This is a genomic window from Halobacteroides halobius DSM 5150, from assembly GCF_000328625.1.
GTDB lineage: Bacteria > Bacillota > Halanaerobiia > Halobacteroidales > Halobacteroidaceae > Halobacteroides > Halobacteroides halobius.
Window position 1 is genome coordinate 1,159,025 of sequence record NC_019978.1, and the last position, 22,277, is coordinate 1,181,301.

Sequence of the window (22,277 nt, forward strand, 5' to 3'; positions counted from 1 at the left end):
ATTATAATTTATCAAACTTGATAGCCTCTAAAATTAATATATAGTGTGATTAAAATAAAGTTAAATGAATAGCTGCTAATAAAGCCCCAAGTAGATCAGCAATAAGGTCTAAGTTTGTATCAATTAGACTAAATTGAAATGGGATCTTAGGTTTTAGTACAATATCGAGTAGGTATTCAATAATTTCAAAACAGGCACCTAGACTGGTACCTAAAGAAATAAGAAAGATAAAATTATAACTTTGAGAAGATGATTTATTAATTGTTTCAGTTATTAGTGAATAGAAAAAAAGAGTAAAGGTATAGATCCCAAAAATATGTAATAGAAAATCAAAATAAGATAATTTAATGTATAGTTGAAGATATTTGCCTAAAAAGTTATGAGCTAAGATAGCTAAAATTATTAGACTACGAATATAATTACCTAAGTATAAATTATATTTTATTTCTATAACGGTGTAGGTTACAAAAAAAGTAGTAGTAGAGATTACACTACCGATGTAGTGGTACTTATTATTTTTAATTAAAGCAGTTAGGATAGTAAACTGTATAATTAAAAATGAGATAATAAGTATGATTCTTACTTTTTTATTGTTAGACAATTTAAAACCTCCTCATTAATATTTAATATAACCTGATAGTTATGTACTTATTAATAGTTAACTAATAATTGCCAAAGATAACTATAAATAAATCTGTATTAAAGTTGGATATAATAGATATGAAGGAGGTATTTTATGCCGAAAAGTGCAGAGAATAAAAAAGAAGTTTTAGCTCCAGAGTTAACCTATGAGCAAGAATTAAAGTATGAAGATTTAAGTCCTTTTGAAATAACAAAAATTTTGAAGCGGAAAGCAAGTAAAGCAGCAGATAAGCTTAGTTCCCAAGGAGAATATCAGGTTTTAAATTCTGGTCGAGGAAACCCTAACTTTCTAAATACTATAGTAAGGAAATCGTTTGCTAAAATTGTATTATTTTCTACAGAGATAGCAAATAAGAATGCTCCTAAAGACGATACTTTAGGGTTTCGTCCTCAAAAAGAAGGAATTGCTAATAAATTAGAAACTTATTTAAACCAAGATCAATCTAAGGATGCTCAGTTTTTAAAAGATGCTATAATTTATGCAGAGAACAATTATGATTTAACCCCTGATGATTTTATATTTGAATTAGTAGATGCTGCTTTAGGAGATTTTTATCCAGAGCCTCCCAGAATTTTACCTAATATAAAAAAAGTTGTAGATGCTTATTTAAAAGAAGTTTTGAGATTAAATGATCAACATTCCGGAGAGTTTGATATTTTTGCTACTGAAGGTGCAACAGAAGCAATGGTTTATTCTTTTAATTCACTAAAAGAGAATAAAATTATTAATCCTGGGGATAAAGTAGCCACTGTAACCCCAATTTTTTCACCTTATTTAGAGATAACAGAGTTAGAGGAATATGAATTAGTAAATATTGAGATTGAAGAAAGTGAAGAAATGGAATGGCAGATTCCAGAGCAAGAGCTTAAAAAATTAGAAGATGAAAGTATTAAAATACTTTATTTAGTTAATCCAACTAATCCAACTTCGGTAAGTTTAAAGCGTAAAACTATTGATAAGATTGCTAGTTTAGTACGGACAAAGCGGAAGGATTTAATTATCTTAACGGATACAGTTTACGCTACATTTGTTGATGATTTTCATTCATTAGTTGATGTTATACCAGAGAATACTTTATGTATTTATTCATATTCAAAATACTTTGGTGTTACTGGTTGGCGTTTAGGAACAATTATGTTATATGAAGATAATGTAATTGATCGCTTAATTAATGAGCATCCTCCTGATATAAAAGAAGAATTAAATCAAAGGTATAGTATTATTTCTACTGAGCCAGAGGAGATTAAATTTATTGATCGGTTGGAGATGGATAGCCGTGATGTTGCACTAGCACATACTGGGGGATTATCTTGTCCACAACAGTGTATTATGTGTTTGTTATCATTATTTAATATAATGGATGAAAAGAAAGTTTATAAAGAATCTATAGAGGGAATATTAGATAGACGAATTAAAAATCTATATAGTGCTTTTCCAGATGGTTATTCGTATTTGAAAGGGGCCAATAAGTCACATTATTATACATTGATAAATATTCTTTCTTTGGCTAAAGAAAAGTATGGGTTAGATTTTGCTAATTATTTAGAAAATAATTTTTTATCACTTGATTTTATTATCAAATTAGCAGCTGAAAAAGCTATTATATGCTTGCCCGGGGCTGGTTTTGATGGGCCAAAATGGGCACTACGAGTTTCTTTAGCTAATTTAGAGACTGAAAATTATTTAATTATTAGTCAGGCGATCATTAATCTATTAGAAGAGTATCATACCTACTACCAAGAAAATAAAGAGTAAATTAGTTAAGGGGTGAATTTAAATTCACCCCTTATTTTCTTTCCAATTGATACCATGATTTTTCACCTCACTAAACTGTATAACCAAACATAAATTACTACTAAGAGTACAGTTTAAAGGAGGTGGATGATATGTCAGTTACGCTTAGCGCTTTACATTGGGCGTATTTATCATTTATTGTGTTTGTTATTGGATTTATGGTATCTAAACGAGATACGAGTTTGATTTGTATTCTTGGGATCTTTACATTAGGTTTGTTAGCAACGGGTTCCTTGCCCCAGGCTGTTATAGGAGTCTTTAATAGTTTGATATATGCAATTAAGTCATTGCGTGGTACTATTTTAATTATCTCAATTATTTATGGTATGAGTCAATTACTTAAGAAAACAGGAATTAATGAGGTAATGGTTTCACCATTTGCTAAACTGATTAGGACACCTAGTTTGGCTTATTGGGTAATTGGGTTACTGATGATGGTTACCTCTTGGTTCTTTTGGCCCTCTCCAGCGGTAGCTTTATTAGGTGCTGTATTATTACCTGTAGCTACTGAGGTAGGATTACCAGCTATGGGTGTAGCAGTGGCTATGAACTTATTTGGCCATGGAATTGCTTTATCTGGAGACTTTGTAATTCAAGGAGCACCAAAATTAACTGCTGATGCAGCTGGGATCCCGGTTTCTGAAGTAGTAAGTGCTAGTGTGCCATTAGTCTTTGTGATGGGGATTGTAACTACTATAACTGCTTTTTGGTTTTTAAAGCGCGATCTAAAGAAAGGTAAGTTAACAGTAGATGATGATGTAGAAATTAGTCCTGTAGTAGATGAGTCTAAGGAAGAGGAAAATTTAAAAAATTCATTATCAGCTATGACTAAAAGGATATTAGCATTTATAATCCCTATATTATTTGTTATAGATGTAGTAGTTATGATTATGACTAATTTACAAGGTGGAGATGCTACAGCTTTAGTAGGTGGAACAGCAGTTTTTATTTTAATGGTAATTTCTTTATTAGCTCATAAAAATGAAGGGTTAGAAGAAATAACTGAGTATTTAATTGAAGGATTACAATTTGGTTTTAAAGTCTTTACTCCAGTTATTCCTATAGCAGCATTTTTTTATATGGGGGATATGGGTTTTGTGTCAGTATTTGGTGAGGTATTACCAGCTGGTTCCAATGGCTTAGTTAATGATTTAGGGGTTGCTTTAGCAGAAATAGTGCCCCTTAATAAAGTGATTGGCTCTATAACTTTAACAATTGTAGGAACTATTACTGGATTAGATGGTTCAGGTTTTTCAGGCATTTCTCTAGCAGGTTCTGTAGCCCGATTATTCTCTATATCTATTGGTACAGGAATAGATACTTTAACAGCTTTAGGCCAAGTAGCTGGTATTTGGGTAGGTGGTGGTACTTTAGTTCCTTGGGCTCTTCTTCCAGTAGCCGCTATTTGTGATGTAAGTCCATTTAAATTAGCTAAAAGAAATTTAATCCCAGTTACTGTTGGTCTAGTAGTTACTACGATCGTTGCTATCTTTTTGATTTAAAATATTTTATTTTTTACTCTTATTGCGTAAATTAAGGTATACTTTATTACTATGACTATCAATAAAAGCATAAATAACATCTTTGATATTAGTAACGTTTTTTTCTTTTAATTTATTCTTTAACCATCTTTCATCTTGCTTAACGAGTTTTAGATTCTTTTGTTGAATAGTTCCATCAATTATTAAAGCTAGAGGCAATCCTTCGTATTCACCGTCAATATCTAAATCACTTAAAGTAGCAGGTCGAGCAGCTGGCCTAGGGATGATACTAATAGAGCCAGTTGGTTCTAGTATAGCAAATTCAATCTCTGTTATTTTGGAATAGCCAGATGTTCTAAGAATAGAAAGTAGTTGTCTAAGTGAAACATGGGATTTTTCTAAGTTATCTTCTATGATTTCTCCCCGTCTAACAAGAATAGTAGGTGAACCTAGTAATAATTTATTGATAGTTTGATGTAAAGATAATTTGGCTAAGATGATATAAAATATTATTACAATAGCTAATCTAAACAAAGCAGGAATAAATTTAGTTGTAATTAGTGGTTCAGCTGCTATAGTTGCTATAATAAAGGTGGCTACTAAATCATAGGGGGTTAATTGGACAATACTAGCTTTACCCATCATTCGCATTAAAGCAATAGTGGTAATAAACATCATTAAAATTTTTAGTATTATGACAAGCATTTGCTACCTCCTCATATTCTTTAATTTGTTAAGTTATATAGATATTATTGGTAAATAGAGAAAGTAAAATTCATTAAATGAAGAGGCAAATTAGCCCTAATAGTTTTACTAGGTCTAATTTGTCGATTTTTGTAAATAAAGATATATTATCTTAATGTTGAATAATGTGGAAATATGTTTTATAATAATAAAAAAAGGGGGTATTAATAAATATTCATTAAGTTTCGTAATAATTTTATAGAAGAGGGGAGAAGAGAAGTGAAATTACTAAATAGTATAAAAAATAAGATGATGTTAATTGTTGGTAGCTTAATTTTAGTATTAATAGTAGGTAGTTCTGTGGTTACATATAATCAATCACAAAATATCTTAGAGCAGACTATTTTTGATGCAGCAGCTAATAGTGCTAAACAAAATGCGGAAATTATTGAACAGCGATTAATGAGCATTAAAGGTAAAATAAAAATATTGGCTAATACAGAACAAATTAAGAGTATGAACTGGTCGCAACAAAAAGAATTTTTTATGAAAATAAAACAGGGCCAAGAGTACATAAAGAATATATTTGTAGCTGATACTACTGGTGACTATAAGATTACTTCGGGGAAGAATGGTAATATTTCTGATAGAGATTATTTTCAACGAGCAATGAAGACGGGAGAGACTGTGGTTTCAAATGCGGTAATCAGTAAAGCAACTGGAAAGCCAATTATTGTAATTGGTAGTCCTATTATGCGCAATAATCAAACTATAGGATTGTTAGCAAGCACAGTTAGTCTTAATCATCTACAAAGTCTTGTTAAGGGCATGAAAATAAATAATTATGGCTATGGTTGGATTATTGATAGTAAGTTAAGAACAATTGCCCATCCAGATAAAAAGTACTTAGGAAATAAGAAGATATTTGCAGGTAATCAGGAATTAAAAGAAACTGCTTTAAAGATGGTAAAAAAAGAGTCAGGGGTAGCTCATTATAAATTAGATGGAGTTAAAAAAGAACTTGCATTTGCTAGAGTAGGATTAACTGACTGGTCAGTCGCTATGACTGCTAAGACTAATGATGTATTAGCTCCTTTAGATGTTATTCAAAGGAGTAGCTTAATTAATGGAATAATTGCTATTTTAATTGGTTTAATTGTTGCTTATTTTGCTGCAAAAAAGATTTCTGATCCGCTAGTTCAAGCAGCCAATTTAGCAAATAAGTTTGCTAATAAAGATTTAACAGCTGATAAGATAGAAGTTAGTACTAATGATGAAATTGGTGATTTGGCTAATGCTTTAAATAGAATGCGCGATAATTTGCGTGGGATTGTGGGTAGTTTATTAGATGCTGTAGAGGATTTATCTGCTTATAGTGAGGAGTTATCAGCATCAGCTCAAGAAGGAAATGCTACAATAGAGACAACTAATCAATTGATTGATGGTGTATCAGCTAGTATTCAACAGATCTCTGCTAGCACAGAAGAAGTAACTGATTTTGCTCAAGAGTCTAATACCAAAACTGAAGAAGGTAGTAAGAATATTAACCAAACAATAGCTAGTATTAAAGAAATTAACCAAACTGTTGACCAAACAGAAGAGGTAATTAATGACTTAGACGATAATTCACAGGAAATAGGTCAAATTATTAATCTGATAACTAATATAGCAGAACAGACTAATTTATTAGCTTTAAATGCAGCTATTGAAGCTGCTAGGGCTGGAGAAGCGGGCCAAGGTTTTGCAGTAGTAGCAGATGAAATCCGTGAATTAGCTGAAGAGACTAATCAAGCAACAGAAAAGATAAGTCGATTGATTACTGATACTCAAAATAAATCAGAGGCTAGTTTAGAAGCAATAAACCAAGTGGCTAGCATAAGTAAGGATAGTCAAACAATTGCAGAAGAAACAGGTCAGGTATTTGACCAAATTGCTCAAGCAAGTACAGAAACTACAGTTCAGATTAAACAGACTGCTAGTGCAACAGAAGATGTAGCTAAAAAGAGTGATGAGATTATGGATGCTGCAGATGATATTAGTAATATCTCTGATGAGATTACTAATTCATCACAAGAATTAGCAACTATGGCTCAAGATTTACGACAATTAATTGATGATTTTGAAGTTTAATTTTAAGTGAGAGGGCTTAAGCCCTCTCACTTATTTATTATAGCCGATAGCGTAAAAAAAGTATAGGTGAATTTATCCAAAAAATTAGAAAAGAGCCACTCCTTTTGATAAGGTATTGTTAACCACAACAAAACCAAAGAAAGGAGATGGCTCTTATGGACAATATTATACAACAATTTGAGGAAAATATCAGCATTGAATTAGAAAAAATATTAAAAGAGGTGCTATTAGATTCAGGAAGGGATATATCAGAAGTAATAAATTTAATCAAAAGTAATCTTGATGAGTTAGGTAGAAAGCTTTCTAAATGGGTTATAGAAATAGTAGATGAAACAATAAAGGAAAGTACTAAAAGAAAAAAAGAATGGAAGATAGTAAAAAAGAAACAAAGAAAATTAATGACTAAGTTTGGGGAAGTGAAGTATAAAAGAAGATATTATCGTTCTAAAAGCAGTGATAAGTATAAATATTTAGCAGAAGAAAGATTAGGAATAAAGAAATATCAAAGGATGGATAGTTCGTTAGAAGCTGAATTAGTAGATTTAGCATCGGAAAATGCTTATAATAAGGTAGGTAAAGAGGCAGTAGACGATTTAGAAATAAGTGACCAAACAGTGATGAATAAGGTAAGAAAGCTAGGGCAAATAGAAAACAATGAATTAAATGAAGTAACAGAAAAACGGGAAGTAAACTGTTTGTATATAGAAGCAGATGAAGATCATGTAGCTTTACAAAATGGGAAGAAATCAATGCCTAGATTAGTTTATATTCATGAAGGAATAAGTGAAGTTGGAGATAAGAGAGAATTAAAGAATAAATACTATTTTTCTGGAGTATATAAAGATTCAGAAGAGCTGTGGTTAGAAGTACTGGATTATATAGATGAAAATTATAAGTTAGAGAAAGTGGAAAAGATCTTTTTACTAGGGGATGGAGCACCATGGATTAAAAGCGGCTTAAAGTGGCTTCCTAAGTCTAAATACATATTAGATAGATATCATTTAATTAAGTATTTTAGGAGAGCTAGTAGATATGGAAGAAAAGAAGTTAAAGAAAAACTGTGGAGTGGATTAGAAGAACCAGACCAAGAGTTAGTTAAAGAAGCTTTTAGTGAATTGATATCTAATGAAGAAAATGAGAAAAGAAAGAGTTTAATTAGAAAATCACGTCATTATATTTACAATAATTGGGATGGAATAGTGAATTATACCCAGGATAAAGATGCAATTGGTTGTAGTGCTGAGGGACATATAAGCCATATATTGGCAGATAGATTAAGTTCAAGACCAATGGCTTGGTCAAAGACTGGTGTTGATCAAATGTCTAGATTACAAGCATTTAAGTTTAATGGTGGAAATAAAGAAAAACTGAAAGAATTGTTTTTGAGAAAGGAAGAAAAAATAAAAAAAGAAGAAACTTTAACAGAGATTGAATCTAAAACGATAAATAGTAAGTTAAAAAAGAAGTTTGCTCAATCTAAGAAGAATATACCTAGCATAAATATAGGAAGAAGAACAGGTTTAACTAGAGCTTTAAAGGCAATTGTTTGATTGGGAAAATAATTTTTAACTATTAACCTATAAAAAATTGATGCTATCATTATAGCCTTTTTTGTTGACAAATTAAAGTGATTATTTTATAATTTTATTAGCACTCGGTGTTGGTGAGTGCTAATAATTTAAAGCTACATAATATATTTTATAAATGATAAATGGAGGTGTTATGAGGTAATGAAGATGGATAACTTTACTAGAAAAGCTCAAGAAGGTTTAACGGAAGCACAGTATTTAGCTGATGATAATGGACAACAAGAAGTTTATCCTGCTCATTTATTAATGGCTTTACTAGAGAATGAAGGGATAGTTGGCCCTATTTTAGAAAAAAATAATTTAGATATGGTAGAATTAAAAGATGATTTACGAGAAAGTATTAATAGGTTACCTAAAGTTTATGGAGATGATAATGAATTATATTCTTCTCGAGCTTTAGGACAGGTATTACGCCAAGCTCGTAAAGAAGCTAAAGAGTTGACTGATAAATATATATCGACTGAACATTTATTATTAGCTATTTTAGCTACAGATAATAAAACAAGTAAGCTACTGCAAAATAAAGGAGTTAATAAAGCGAAGCTAAAAAAAGCAATAGAGGAGATTAGAGGGGATGAAAAAGTGACTAGTCAGCATGCTGAAAGTCAGTATCAAGCACTAGAGAACTATACTATGGATTTAACTAAGCAAGCTAAAGAGGGTAAGTTAGATCCAGTTATAGGTCGAGATGAAAAGATTAGACGTTTAATGCAGGTTTTATCAAGAAGAAAGAAGAATAATCCAGTCTTAATTGGTGAACCTGGAGTAGGAAAAACAGCAATTGTAGAGGGCTTGGCCCAGCGGATTATTAATGGTGATGTTCCAGAGGCATTACGGGATAAAAAAGTTATTTCTTTAGATATGGGTTTTTTAGTAGCTGGAACTAAATACAGAGGAGAATTTGAAGATCGTTTAAAATCGGTACTTAAAGAAATAAAGAAAGCTAAAGGCCAGATAATTTTATTCATTGATGAGATGCATACTCTAGTAGGAGCTGGTGCAACACAAGGTGCTATGGATGCAGCCAATTTATTAAAACCAGCTTTAGCTAGAGGAGAGTTACATTGTGTTGGAGCGACTACTTTAGAAGAATATAAACAACATATTGAAGAAGATGCTGCTTTAGAAAGAAGGTTCCAACCTGTATTAGTTGATGAACCAACTATTAAAGATACAGTTTCTATTTTACGGGGTCTAAAAGAAAGATATGAAATTCACCATGGAGTTAAAATCCAAGATAATGCTTTAGTAGCTGCTGCTAAATTATCAGATAGGTATTTAACAGAACGTTTTTTACCTGATAAAGCAATTGATTTAATTGATGAAGCAGCTTCAAAACTAAAAATAGAGATTGATTCAATGCCTATTGAGTTAGATGAATTAAACAGAAGATTACGGAGATTAGAGATTGAAAAGGAAGCTCTTAAAAAAGAAGATAATGAAGCAGCTAAGGAGCAGTTGCAAGAGATAGAAGCGAAAATAGCTGATTTAAAAGAAGAGATCAAACCACTAAAGGAGCAGTGGGAGAAAGAAAAGGGAACTATTCAGCAGATACAGCAATTAAAAGAAGAGATTGAAGAGACTAAAATTGCTGCTGAACAAGCTGAACGGGAAGCAGATTATGAAAGAGCAGCTAGATTAAAACATGGTAAATTACATGAATTACGTAAGAAGCTAGAAGAAGCAAATCAACAAGCTGAGGATTCTAAACCAGAACGTGATTTATTACGAGAAGAGGTTAAAGAAGAAGATATTGCAGAAGTAGTTGCTTCATGGACAGATATTCCGGTAACTAAAGTAATGGAAGGAGAGAAGGAAAAATTAGTTAATCTAGAAGATGAATTGGCTAAGCGAGTTGTGGGCCAAGCTAATGCAATCAAAGCAGTTAGTAATGCTATTCGGCGTTCTAGAACCGGATTACAAGATAAAGATCGTCCTCTAGGTTCTTTCCTTTTTATGGGGCCAACTGGTGTAGGAAAGACAGAATTAGCTAAAACACTTGCAGCTACTTTATTTGATAATCAATCTGCTTTAGTTAGATTAGATATGTCTGAATATATGGAACGTCATGCAGTAGCTAAATTAATTGGTTCACCTCCTGGTTATGTTGGATTTGAGGATGGTGGTCAATTAACTGAACAGATTAGACGTAAGCCTTACTCAGTTATTTTATTGGATGAAATTGAAAAAGCTCATCCTGATGTATTTAATATTTTATTACAGATTTTAGATGATGGTCTTTTAACTGATAGTCAGGGTAAGGAAGTTGATTTTAGAAATACAGTGATTATTATGACTTCTAATCTGGGGTCTCAATATATTCAGGATATTAGTAATGAAGAAGAGATGAGAGAAAGGGTATTAGAAGAAGTAAAGAATCACTTTAGACCAGAGTTTATTAATCGGATTGATGAACAGATTATCTTCCATTCTTTATCTAAATCAGATTTAAATCAAATTATTGAACTTAGATTAGCAGAGTTAGAGAAGAAGCTAGCAGAAAAAGATTTAGAGATTGAATTAACTAAACAAGCTAAAGCTGAGATTAGAGAGTTAGGTTATGATCCAACTTATGGTGCTCGGCCTTTACAACGAGTAATTCAAAAGTATATTAAAGATGAGTTAGCTATTGAACTACTAGAAGAAAGAATTGGAGAGGGAGATAAGATAATAGTAGATTATAAAGATGGTCAGTTTAGATTTAAAACACAATAAAATTAGGGATTATTATCTAAAGTCGGGGTCTTAACCTCGACTTTTTTACTATTTAGTGGATATTTTATAAAGAAATAAAGAATAATAGAAATAAATAATCTTGTAGGGGGGGAATAACAATGCAATTAACAACTAAAGAAAAAGATAAGATTTTAGATAATTTATCTGCTGAAGAAATTTGTATTCAAAAGTATGAAACATATGCTAATCATACTTCTGACCCGGAGATTAAAAATTTATTTAAGAGTCTAGCCCAACAAGAGAAACAACATGCTAAAACACTAACTAATATGTTAAATGGTAACTTTCAAGGGGCACAACAACAGGGCCAAGGTCAACAAACTCAACAACAGCCACCAAAGCAAGAGGTTGTTATGAGTAATAATAAAAATACAATGGAAGTAGCTAATATGGCCCTGCAAACAACAAATGCTACTGACTACAGTAAATTCAGTGACCGACAATTATTACAGGATGCTTTATTATCTGAAAAACATGTATCAAGCGCTTATGATAGTTCTGTTTTAGAATCTGCTAACCGTCAGATAATGCAGACTTTAGAACATATTCAAAAAGAAGAGCATGAACATGGACAACAACTATTTGAGATGATGAATAAAAAAGGATGGTATACAGTAAATCCTGCTAAGTAAGCTATTCTTCCGGGCTAATGTTAGATTGGCCCGGAACTTTATAAAGACATTTGTGTACTAAGAACAAAAATAAATAAAAAAATTAGTTTGTGATACTAATTACAAAGTTCAATAAAAAGTATATTATACTAATGTAAGATATTAAATATAATCTGCTTTGTGAAAAATATTTCAATTCTTTTAGCAGATACTACAATCTTATGTGAGTAATTTAAAGCAAATAAAAATTAGGAGGGAAAATATGTTTAACAAAAAAGGAGCTATATTATCATTAACGTTAGTTTTAGTATTTTCTATTTCATTAGTGGCAGGTGCTTTTTGGGGTTTTGGTGATGATGAACCAACAGGAAATTATATTCCGATTGATGAGAGAGGATATGCTAATCCGGATGCACTAATTAGTGCTAAAAGATTAAAAGAAATTAAAGATAGGGAAGATGTTGTTGTGGTAGATTTTAGGCATGAGGCTAAGTATTTTACCGGACATATCCCAGGAGCTGTACAAGTTTATAGAAGTGATGAAGAGAATCCAAATGCTAAATATGGAGGAATGAGAGCTACTCCTGAGCAAATGGAAAAAATGTTAGAAAGTAAAGGAATTAGTAATGGAGATTTAATAGTTATTTATGATGATCGAGCTGATTATGATGCTGCAAGAATGTGGTGGATTTTAAAGATGTATGGTTATGATAAAGTGAAGTTACTAGATGGTGGTATTGTTCGTTGGAAAGCATTAGATTATGAAACAAATCTATTAGGTGCTGATGTTAAAAAAGGTAATTTTGAATTTGATCAAGCTGAAATTAATAGAGAAAAATGGTTAGCTACTTTAGAAGATGTTAAGCAGGCCATTGATTCTCCTAATACAGTTATTTTAGATACACGTACTTGGGCTGAACATACAGGAGAAAAGACATATACTGACCGCCGAGGACATATTCCAACTTCTGTGTGGATTGAATGGAAAGAAGCTGTAAATGGTGGGAAGTCTAACGGGCCAAGAACTTTTAAGACAGCTAAGGAATTAAGAAAAATTTATCAAGCCAAGGGAGTAACAAAGGATAAGACGATTATTCCTTATTGTCAGTCAGCGGTTAGATCTTCTCATACTACTTTTGTTTTAACTCAGTTACTAGGTTATGATCATGTTAAAAACTTTGATGGCTCTTGGATTATGTGGAGCGCCCATAAAGAATTACCTGTAGAAAAAGGAGAATAAAGTTAATATATTGAAGTATGAAAAGGGGGATGTTAACATCCCTCTTTTTATTATTGCAGGTGATTTTATTATAGGGGGGGATTAGAAGTGGTTGATAATCTTGTAGAAAAGAAATCAAAAATTAGTATTATTGGAGCAGGGGAAGTAGGGACTAATTTATTAAAAATATTTTTGAAGATGGATTCTATTCAAGTTGAATATATAGCAGATATAAACAGTGATGCTCCAGGCATGATTTTAGCTCAAAAGGAAGGAATTAAGACAACTAGAGAAATAACTGAGGCAGTCCAAGTTTCAAATTTAGATTTGATTTTAGAAGTTACCAACTCTAAACAAGTATTAGAAACTATTAAAGAAGAAAAAGCAGCTAGAACAGAATTGATTAGTGGCGAATGTTCTTATTTGATTTATAATATTATTGAGGAGTATAAAGATTTTGAAGATGATTTATTACATACAGTAACTGATCATTTAAATGAAATTTATACTGCGATTGAAAGTGATTCAAAGAGTGTTAATAATTTACTAGCAGAGATTGAAGATGTAACTAAGCATCTTAATATCTTAGCTATTAATGCCTCAATTGAAGCAGCAAGAGCTGGAAAAGAAGGGCAAGGTTTTTCAGTAGTTGCTAATGAGGTAAAGGATTTATCCTCAGAATCAAGTCACATAGTACAAAAGATTGAAGAGATAAATAAAAATATAAGTACTTTAAATGAAAGGATTACTGAAGTGATTGATGAACTTAGTTTTAAGAAATAATCTTAAGGAGCGGACTAAATGATGAAGAGAATATTATTTGATTGTGATAATACGATGGGATTAGAAAAGAAGGATGTAGATGATGGACTTGTTTTACTTTATTTGTTAGGAAGAGAAGATATTAGGTTAGAAGGTATTACAACTACTTTTGGTAATGGAACCTTAGAACAAGCCAATCAGGTAACTACTCAGATGTTAAAAGATTTTGTAATGAGAGAGCTTCCTTTTTATTCTGGGGCTAAGGATAAAGAAGATTTAGATACTGCAGCTGCTAAATTTTTAGTACAAGTTGCTAGAGAAAATAAAGGAGAACTAACTTTATTAGCAACAGGTCCTCTAACAAATCTTAAGGCGGCTTATAAATTAGATTCTAATTTCTTTAGTTATTTAAAAGAACTAGTGATTATGGGTGGGGTTACAAAACCACTTTGTTTTAAGGGTAAGGAAGTAAAAGAGCTAAATTTTTCTTGTGATCCACAAGCAACTAAATTGGTCTTAGAAGCTAATCTTCCTGTTATGTTAGCAACAGGCAATTTATGTTTAGAAGCATTTTTTGGCCCTCAAGATTGGGCTAGAGTAGAGTCTATGGAGTCTGATTATATAAAAAATAAAATCAAGGATTGGTATTTTTATGGAGAAGAGTTAATTAACAGACAAGGTTTTTATATGTGGGATCTTGTCTCAGCTTTATATATTACTCACCCTAATATTTTTTCTGATCAGTATTATAGGTTACAATCGAGAGTAGAAGATTTAACGACGGGCCAAGTTTTGCTTAAACCCGCTGATAGAAAAGCTAAGACTGAAGAAGGTATAATTAATATTCCAAGTACAATCAAAGATATAGATCAATTTAAAGATGCAATCTTTAGAGCCTGGATTGATTTTTAGTCAGTTTAATAAAGGAGCTAAAAAATGGATACCCAAAAATTATTTTCATTACAGAATAAATATCAAGCGATATTACTTGATAATGGTGGGATGAGGACTTTATGTAATACACTACAGGAGGATATTAATAATAAGGTCTTTATTTTGGATAAATATAGAGAAAATGTACTTTATATAGATCGTGAATTGCGCCATGAGAACCAGGAATTTTATTCTTATTTAGACCAAAGAAGCTTAACTAAAAGAAGAATCATCTTTAGTGAGTACAATGTTTGTATAGAAAGGTTAATTTATATTTGGCGAGAGCAGGAAGTAACCGAGGTGCAAGTTAAGCTAAGAAATAGTAATAAGACTTTAGGGATTTTATCTATCTTAGAGAAGAATCCGTTAGAGGAAGATCATTTTTTGGTTATTGCTCAAGCAGTTTATGCCTTATGTTTAAAATTACATCAAAATGATTTAGTACAAAGCTTGGCCCAAAAATGTAGTAATGAATTAATTGAAGAGTTACTACAGGGTAAGATTAAAAGCAAGCAAGAGTTAATAAAAAGAGGAGAGTTAGCAGGTTGGGATCTGACAGTGCCCTACCAATTATTTGTGTTACGTTTTAACTCTAAAAAATCACAAGAGGATGATGGCAAGCGGACCTTATATAAATATGAATTAGAAGAGAAAGTAACTCATAGTTTACACCGGATTATTAGGACTAATATTTCTACTAAATATATTATTTTCTCTTATGATGGTGATATTTTATTATTGATTCATTATCCACAACAGAGTGAAAAAATTAAAAGTGATATTCAAGATATTTATCAACAATTGCAAAATCGTTTTTCGGATTTTTCTTTTTCAATTGGGGCAGGTTGTTTTGCTCAGGATTGTTATCAAATCCCAGAAAGTTACCAACATAGTGTAAAATAAGTGTAGGTTGTTTTAGTTCAAAAACTAGAAAAGGGACTCCTCTTTTGATAAAGTGTTAAGTGACTAGCAAAACACAAAAAGGAGGAGCCCCTCATGGATACAATTATACAACAATTTGGAGAAGAAATTAAGGAAAATACAGAAGAATTTTTAGTAAATATTGCTATGGATAATGATGAAAGCATTTCAGATTTTATAAGATCGCTTAGAAAAGATATGGATAAGTTAGGAAGAGAGTTGTGCAAGTATTTAATTGAAAGCTTAGATGAAATGATTATGGAGAGTCCAAATCGCAGGGAGAAATGGGAGATAGTTAAGAAGAAAGATAGAACATTAATTACTGAGTTTGGTGAAGTTAAGTTTAATCGGAGATACTATAAATCAAAGTTTAATGGTGAATATCAACACCTAGCAGATAAGAAATTAGGTATAGGCAAATATCAAAGAATAGACAGAGGATTAGAAGCAGAGATAGTAGATTTAGCAGCAGATGAATCCTATGCTAAAACAGGAACTGAAGTAGTAGATAGCTTAGAAATAAGTAAACAAACAGTAATGAATAAGATAAGAAAATTAGATAAAATAGAAAATGATGAATTAAATAAGCCAAGTGAAAAGAAAGAAGTAGAATATTTATATGTAGAGGCTGATGAAGACCATGTTGCCTTGCAAAATGGTAATAATTCAATTCCTAAATTGGTATATGTACATGAAGGAATTAGTAAAGAACAAGGTAGAAATAAATTAAAAAATAGTTATTGTTTTTCAGGTGTATATAGTAAAGCTGAAGATCTTTGGTTAGAAGTAATGGATTATATAGATGCTAATTATAAATTAGATAGTATTAAGCAGATTTATTTAGCAGGAGATGGAGCACTTTGGATTAAAGAGGGTTTAAAATGGTTGCCTAAAAGCAAACAGATATTGGATAGATATCACTTGAATAAATATGTTCTAAAAGCTACAGCACATGCTGAGAAGCTTAGATTTAAACTTTGGGAAGGAATTAATAGTTTAGATAGAGCTAAGGTCAAAGAAACTTTTAGTGAGTTAATGTCCAAGGCTGAAAAAGAATCAAAGAAGAGAGCTATAAGACGCAGCAGAAGTTATATTTATAATAATTGGGAAGGTATAGTGAATTATTATAAGGATGATAATGCTCTTGGATGCAGTGCAGAAGGTCATGTTAGCCATATATTGTCTGATAGACTAAGCTCACGACCAATGGGTTGGTCTAAACAGGGAGTAGACCAGATGGCAAGATTGAGAGCTTTTAAGTTTAACGGAGGGAAATTAAAAGATTTACAAAAGATGATATTAGAAAAGGAAAGAGAGAAATATAAAGAAGATAATTTAGTAAAAATAGAATCAAAAGTAGTGAGTAAAAGATTAAAGAAAAAATATAAGGGAAAACATGAGAATATACCCAGCATAAGTAAAGGCATAAGAAGAGGTTTGTTTAGAGCTGTTAAGTCACTGGTTTAATTTATTGAAAGAGGAATCTTAAATTTTCACCTACAAAAACTTGACACAATCGTTACCAACAAGGATTATACACCTTAGATTTTTTATCCTATACTAAGCAAGTGAATGAGGTATTATTTTATGATGAATTAGGAATTTTACGTTTATTATGGCAATTAGATAGTCCTCAGTTACGCCAGTTTACTGATGAGTTTTTATCTAATTTAATTAAATATGATCAAAAAAATGATACCGAATGGGTAGAAGCTTTAGGAACTTTCTTACAAGAAGGGGGTAAAACCCAACAAGCTGCTAAAAAATTGCATATCCATCCTAACACAATGAGGTATAGAATTAAAAGAATTCAAGAGATATTAAATTTAGATGTGCATGATTTTGAAACCCAATTAAACTTAAGTATTGCTTATAAGATCAATAAATTTATACTTGCTAAGCCAAGTGAAAGGGGTGAATAATATCAGCAAGCTAGCTTATCGCTTACAACCTAACGTTAAGTGGCAAAGGAAAATAGGGATTGGATTAGTCTTATTAACTATAATAATAGCTTATCTAGTCTATAATTTATTATCGACTGGTTTAGCCTTTGCTTGGGTTTTTGGTTTATTGATTGGATTTACTCTACAACGATCTAAGATATGTTTTACTGCTGCTTTGCGTGATCCTTTATTATTTGGGATGACAGGTGCTACACGGGCAATAATTTTATCATTAATAATTACTACTTTAGGTTACGCAGGAATGCAGTATTATCAGTTGGCCCATGGCTTAAATTTAGTTGGGAAGTTTACTCCTCTGGGTTGGCATATTCCACTGGGAGCATTTATCTTTGGGATTGGAGCTGCTATTAGCGGAGGATGTGCTTCAGGGACTTTAGTGCGGTTAGGAGAAGGCTTTCAACTGCAAATAGTTGTGCTAATAGGTTTTATTATTGGTTCGACCCATGGAGCATATGATGGAGCTTGGTGGTATCATTTATTTAGTGAAACTAAAGTACATTTACCTTCAATTATAGGGTGGAAATTAGGAATAGGGTTGCAACTTGTAGTTTTAGTATTATTATATGTAGTAGCTTATTTGTGGGAAAAACATAAATTTTAAGGAGGATATCTATGAAGAAGTTAGATTGTATTGGTGAACCTTGTCCTCTCCCGTTAATGAAAGCAGAAAAAAAGATTAAGGAATTAAAAATAGGAGAAGAATTATGTATTGAGATAGATCATACTTGTGCTACGACTAATGTTCCCGAATGGGCTAGAAAGAAAGGCTATCAAGTAGAAATTAAAGAGGTGGTCTTTGGTGAATGGCAAATTAGAATCACCAAAGCAAAATAATGATTGGTGGGTAAAGATAACAAGTAGAGTATTTGAGAGACCTTGGCCCTATTGGGTAGGAGGACTATTATTAGCTATATTTAATATTATATATATTCTTTTAACTGGTCAGTATTGGGCAATTACAACTGGTTTTGCTCGTTGTGGGGCTTGGTTTTTACAGTTGTGTGGATTAAATGTAAAAGATTGGGCTGTATGGGATTATTATAGTTATATTCCTCCTTTATTAGACCGGTATACTTATTCTAATTTAGGAATAATAACAGGTAGTTTAATAGCTATTTTATTGGCCCGTAAATTCAAATTTAAGCGAGTCAAAAATAAAAAGCAGCTTATAGTAGGGTTAGTTGGTGGTTGGTTGATGGGTTATGGGGCTCGAGTAGCTATTGGTTGTAATATTGGAGGCTTATATAGTGCTATTTCTTCTTTAGCAATCAATGGATGGTTGTATCTAATATTTTGTATATTAGGGATTTATTGTGGTAGTAAACTTTTAAGTAAGTGGTTTATCTAGGAGGCAGAGAAATGAAGTTAGGGCTTATTAGATGTTTACAGACTGAAGATAATTGTAGTGGAAGACATTGTTTAGAGTCTATAGCTAATCAAGAAGGAGCATTTAAAGATATTGAAGAAAAGATTGATTTAACAGCTATGGTAACTTGTGGAGGATGTCCTGCAAGTAAAGTTAAGAGTCGGATTAATGCTATAATAGATGATGTTGACGCTATTGCTTTAGCATCTTGTATAAAATTAGGGACGCCAATAGGTTATCCATGTCCCCATGTAGCAACTATAGAAGAAAGTATCAATCAAGTGGATAATAAAGTTATATTTTTTGACTGGACTCATTCTAGTAAGTGGTTAGAAATACTATGGGGGCGGGTTAAGAGTAATAATTTAGATAAAATTTTTAAAAAAGGAATGAAAGTATAATGAAATTAGGGTTAATTCGTTGTTTTAATAAAGAAAATCAGTGTGGAACAATAAACTGTCTAGAGACTATTAAAGAGCGAAAAAGTGAGTTAGAAAATGTGGTTAAAGTAAAGTTAGTAGGAATAACTACTTGTGGAGGATGCTCAGGAAAAAAGATTGGTTTAAGGGCCAAGCAAATGTTACAAGATGGAGCTGATAAGATAGCTTTATCTTCTTGTATTGTTAATACAGAATCTTCAGACTTTAATTGTCCTTATACAGCAGCTATTAAAGATTCGCTTGCTCAAGTTGTAGGTGAGGAGCAGATAATTTATTTGTAAATAGTGGTATACCACAAAAAAATACTTAATTAATAAGCTATAGTTTCTTTTAAATGGTTGCTTTTGTGATAAACACACAAAAAAAGCGTTAAAACTTATTTCGTGAAGATAAAGACAAACTTCTAATTGAGAGATATAATAATACTAACAAGTAATATTGTGAAAATTATATCTTATAGAAAGGAAGTGTTTTATCTTGTTATCAGAAGAAGTAGTAAGCAAGATGAATGAAGTTATTGATGATTGTATGGGAGATGCTCCACCTGCTTGTGTAGCAACTTGTCCTTTACATATTGATGCTAAAGGATATGTTGATCTAATTGGAAAAGGAGAGTATAAGCAAGCTCTTGAATTAATTAGAGACACAACACCTTTTCCAGGAATTTTAGGTCGAGTTTGTGCTCATCCTTGTGAAGAAGAGTGCAAGCGACAAGATGTGGAGGCGGCTTTATCAATTAAAAATTTAAAAAGATTTGTTGCAGATCATGATAATCCAAGCAATTGGGATTTAACTACTGCTGCTAAGACAGGGAAAAGTGTAGCAGTTATTGGTGCTGGTCCAGCTGGTGCTTTGGCAGCTTATGACTTACGTAAGAGTGGTCACCAGGTAACTATTTATGAAAAGCTACCAGTAGTTGGTGGGATGTTACGAGTCGGTATTCCAGCTTATAGACTACCACATGAAGTAATTGACCAAGAGTATAGTATTTTAGAAGACTTAGGGGTTGAGATTAAATTAAATACTGAAGTAGGTGTAGATCTACCTTTTGAAAAATTAGAAGCAGATTATGATGCAGTATTTATAGCGATTGGTGCTCATGAGAGTATTATGCTTCCTTTAGATGGTGCTGATTTAGATGGTGTTAAGCCAGGTGTTGATTTACTAAAAAAGGCTGGCTTAGAAAATTATGATGAAATAGATTTAGGTGAGAAAGTGACTGTTATTGGTGGCGGTAATGTAGCTATGGATGTAGCTCGAACTGCTTGGAGAACAGGAGCTAAAGAGGTAGAAATAGTTTGTTTAGAACAAAGAGAAGAAATGCCAGCCCACGAATGGGAAGTTATAGATGCAGAAGAAGAAGGTATTGAAGTGCATTGTGGTTGGGGACCAGAAAAGATTAATGGTGATGATAAAGTTGAATCTATCACATTTAAGAAATGTGTTTCTGTTTTTGATGATGATGGTAATTTTAATCCAACTTATGATCAAGATAATTTAAAAGAGATTAAAACTGATAATGTAATCTTTGCTATTGGTCAGAGTGCTCAATCTGAATTTTTAGAAGAATCTGCTATTGAATTGAATCGTGGTGGTAAAGTTGATACTGAGGCTATTACTTTGCAAACAGATAAGGAGCATGTATTTGCTGGTGGAGATGTTGCTGGTAGGCCATTACTAGCTATTGAGGCTATGGCTCATGGTAGAAAAGCAGCTATATCCATTGATCGTTACTTAAAGAGCCAAAATCTTTACGAAGATAGAGAGAATGAAGGTAGTTATGAAACTTGGTTAGATAAAGAGGTAGATCAGCCCCGTAAAGAACGAGTTAAGATGGAGATGTTGCCTATAGAAGAGCGAAAAGGTAACTTTAAGGAAGTAGAGTTAGGTTTTGATGAAGCAAAGGCTCAACGTGAAGCAGATCGTTGTTTACAATGTGAATGTAAAGATTGTGTTGGTGAATGTGAATTCTTAGATGACTATTGTGAACACCCTAAAGAATTAATGCAGAAGTTACTAGATAATCCTGAAGATAATATAGATATGTCTTATTTCTGTAATTTATGTGATACTTGTACAGTTTATTGTCCCAATGAATTTGAATTAGCTGATATCTTCTTACAGATTAGACGAGAGTTAGTTAGACAAGGAGCAGGGCCCCTTGAAGGTCACAACCCTGTTACTAAATTCCACCAACCGTTAGGTTTTTCTAGTTTCTTTACGACAAAACTTAATGATAAGCAAGCTGGTGAGACCAAGAGAGTATTCTTCCCAGGCTGTAGTTTATCATCTTATGCACCGGATGTTGTACAGGAGACATACCAGTACTTACAAGATAATTTACCAGGGACTGGATTTGTTTTAAAGTGTTGTGGTGCACCGACTAATATGGTAGGTCAAGAGGATAAATTTGAAAATAGATTTCAAGATTTAATTGCTGATGTACGAGCGTTAGGAGCAGATGAAATAATTACTGCTTGTCCAGATTGTACGCATAATATTATTGATCATAAACCAGATGATATTAAGGTTACTCCATTATATGAAGTATTAGATGAGATTGGAATCCCTAAAGAACGTAAGGGGGTAGCTGAAGGTAAGACAATTGCTATTCATGATTCTTGTACAGCACGTCACTTCCCTAAAATTCACGAGAGTGTAAGAAATATTGCTCAAGATTTAGGGTTAGAAATTGATGAGTTTGAACATAATCGTGAGGATACTCGTTGTTGTGGTTTTGGTGGTATGGTACTGTTAGCTAATCAAGATTTATCAACTGATGTAATGGCTAGAAGAGCTAGTCAGACTGATAGAGAAGTTGTAACTTATTGTGCTGCTTGTCGAGAATCTATGGCAATGGTTGATAAACCAGCCTATCATTTACTTGAATTTATCTTTAGAGATAATTGGAAAGCAGGAGCCAAAGGACTTGATAATCCACTTCAGCAGTGGTTTAAACGTTGGAGAGCTAAAAGAAAGGCTAAAAAAGTTAAGTAATTAATAT

Annotated in this window: 20 protein-coding genes; 18 read left to right on the top strand and 2 right to left on the bottom strand. The window is 32.2% G+C overall.

Annotation, left to right across the window (positions count from 1 at the left end; genetic code table 11):
• Window positions 1-49: 49 nt before the first annotated feature.
• The gene (locus tag HALHA_RS05675; RefSeq protein WP_015326831.1) at window positions 50-601 is read right to left on the bottom strand and encodes a DUF2238 domain-containing protein; all 552 of its coding nucleotides are present in this window, start codon (window positions 599-601) and stop codon (window positions 50-52) included.
• 135 nt (window positions 602-736) lie between these two features.
• On the opposite strand from HALHA_RS05675, the gene HALHA_RS05680 reads away from it, so the two are divergent.
• A complete protein-coding gene (locus HALHA_RS05680) occupies window positions 737-2,398 on the top strand; it encodes a bifunctional aspartate transaminase/aspartate 4-decarboxylase (RefSeq protein ID WP_015326832.1) in 1,662 nt (553 codons plus the stop codon).
• A 131-nt stretch (window positions 2,399-2,529) separates the two neighbouring features.
• Window positions 2,530-3,939 carry a TRAP transporter large permease subunit gene (locus HALHA_RS05685; protein WP_015326833.1) on the top strand — a complete coding sequence of 470 codons (1,410 nt, stop codon included), beginning with the start codon at window positions 2,530-2,532 and terminating at the stop codon, window positions 3,937-3,939.
• A gap of 6 nt (window positions 3,940-3,945) precedes the next feature.
• Here HALHA_RS05685 and HALHA_RS05690 read toward each other — a convergent pair whose 3' ends face one another.
• Window positions 3,946-4,623, bottom strand: a complete 678-nt coding sequence (locus tag HALHA_RS05690; RefSeq protein WP_015326834.1) for a DUF421 domain-containing protein — start codon at window positions 4,621-4,623, stop codon at window positions 3,946-3,948.
• Between the two features lie 258 nt (window positions 4,624-4,881).
• Between HALHA_RS05690 and HALHA_RS13010 the strand changes: the two genes are divergently transcribed.
• From HALHA_RS13010 to HALHA_RS05770, 16 genes are all read left to right on the top strand, one after another.
• Entirely contained in the window at window positions 4,882-6,732 is a 1,851-nt protein-coding gene (locus HALHA_RS13010; RefSeq protein ID WP_015326835.1) for a methyl-accepting chemotaxis protein, read from the top strand.
• A 155-nt stretch (window positions 6,733-6,887) separates the two neighbouring features.
• On the top strand, window positions 6,888-8,282 hold the full coding sequence (locus HALHA_RS05700) for an ISLre2 family transposase (RefSeq protein ID WP_015326081.1): 1,395 nt from the start codon (window positions 6,888-6,890) through the stop codon (window positions 8,280-8,282).
• A 180-nt stretch (window positions 8,283-8,462) separates the two neighbouring features.
• Window positions 8,463-11,036: an ATP-dependent chaperone ClpB gene (gene clpB / locus HALHA_RS05705; protein WP_041607692.1), complete on the top strand. Its 2,574-nt coding sequence runs from the start codon at window positions 8,463-8,465 to the stop codon at window positions 11,034-11,036.
• Between the two features lie 119 nt (window positions 11,037-11,155).
• Window positions 11,156-11,689, top strand: coding sequence for a spore coat protein (locus HALHA_RS05710; RefSeq protein ID WP_015326837.1), 534 nt, complete (start codon window positions 11,156-11,158; stop codon window positions 11,687-11,689).
• Window positions 11,690-11,930: 241 nt separating this feature from the next.
• The gene (locus tag HALHA_RS05715) at window positions 11,931-12,908 is read left to right on the top strand and encodes a sulfurtransferase (protein ID WP_015326838.1); all 978 of its coding nucleotides are present in this window, start codon (window positions 11,931-11,933) and stop codon (window positions 12,906-12,908) included.
• An 87-nt stretch (window positions 12,909-12,995) separates the two neighbouring features.
• Window positions 12,996-13,670 carry a methyl-accepting chemotaxis protein gene (locus tag HALHA_RS05720; protein WP_015326839.1) on the top strand — a complete coding sequence of 225 codons (675 nt, stop codon included), beginning with the start codon at window positions 12,996-12,998 and terminating at the stop codon, window positions 13,668-13,670.
• A gap of 18 nt (window positions 13,671-13,688) precedes the next feature.
• A complete protein-coding gene (locus HALHA_RS05725) occupies window positions 13,689-14,561 on the top strand; it encodes a nucleoside hydrolase (protein WP_015326840.1) in 873 nt (290 codons plus the stop codon).
• A gap of 24 nt (window positions 14,562-14,585) precedes the next feature.
• Window positions 14,586-15,485 (top strand): hypothetical protein, encoded by a 900-nt coding sequence (locus HALHA_RS05730; protein ID WP_052326464.1) that lies wholly within the window; start codon window positions 14,586-14,588, stop codon window positions 15,483-15,485.
• A gap of 93 nt (window positions 15,486-15,578) precedes the next feature.
• Window positions 15,579-16,970 (top strand): ISLre2 family transposase, encoded by a 1,392-nt coding sequence (locus HALHA_RS05735; protein ID WP_015326020.1) that lies wholly within the window; start codon window positions 15,579-15,581, stop codon window positions 16,968-16,970.
• Window positions 16,971-17,071: 101 nt separating this feature from the next.
• Window positions 17,072-17,425: a helix-turn-helix domain-containing protein gene (locus tag HALHA_RS05740; RefSeq protein ID WP_052326465.1), complete on the top strand. Its 354-nt coding sequence runs from the start codon at window positions 17,072-17,074 to the stop codon at window positions 17,423-17,425.
• Window positions 17,418-18,068: a YeeE/YedE thiosulfate transporter family protein gene (locus HALHA_RS05745; RefSeq protein WP_245547397.1), complete on the top strand. Its 651-nt coding sequence runs from the start codon at window positions 17,418-17,420 to the stop codon at window positions 18,066-18,068. Before HALHA_RS05740 ends, HALHA_RS05745 begins: the two co-directional genes overlap by 8 nt.
• An 11-nt stretch (window positions 18,069-18,079) precedes the next feature.
• Window positions 18,080-18,301: a sulfurtransferase TusA family protein gene (locus HALHA_RS05750; protein ID WP_015326842.1), complete on the top strand. Its 222-nt coding sequence runs from the start codon at window positions 18,080-18,082 to the stop codon at window positions 18,299-18,301.
• Complete coding sequence (locus HALHA_RS05755; RefSeq protein WP_015326843.1) at window positions 18,267-18,815, top strand: YeeE/YedE thiosulfate transporter family protein; 549 nt, start codon at window positions 18,267-18,269, stop codon at window positions 18,813-18,815. The genes HALHA_RS05750 and HALHA_RS05755 overlap by 35 nt, the downstream gene beginning before the upstream one ends.
• Window positions 18,816-18,826: 11 nt before the next feature.
• Entirely contained in the window at window positions 18,827-19,234 is a 408-nt protein-coding gene (locus HALHA_RS05760) for a CGGC domain-containing protein (RefSeq protein ID WP_015326844.1), read from the top strand.
• Window positions 19,234-19,554: a CGGC domain-containing protein gene (locus tag HALHA_RS05765; protein WP_015326845.1), complete on the top strand. Its 321-nt coding sequence runs from the start codon at window positions 19,234-19,236 to the stop codon at window positions 19,552-19,554. The genes HALHA_RS05760 and HALHA_RS05765 overlap by 1 nt, the downstream gene beginning before the upstream one ends.
• A gap of 196 nt (window positions 19,555-19,750) precedes the next feature.
• A complete protein-coding gene (locus HALHA_RS05770; protein ID WP_015326846.1) occupies window positions 19,751-22,270 on the top strand; it encodes an FAD-dependent oxidoreductase in 2,520 nt (839 codons plus the stop codon).
• The last annotated feature ends 7 nt before the right edge of the window (window positions 22,271-22,277 follow it).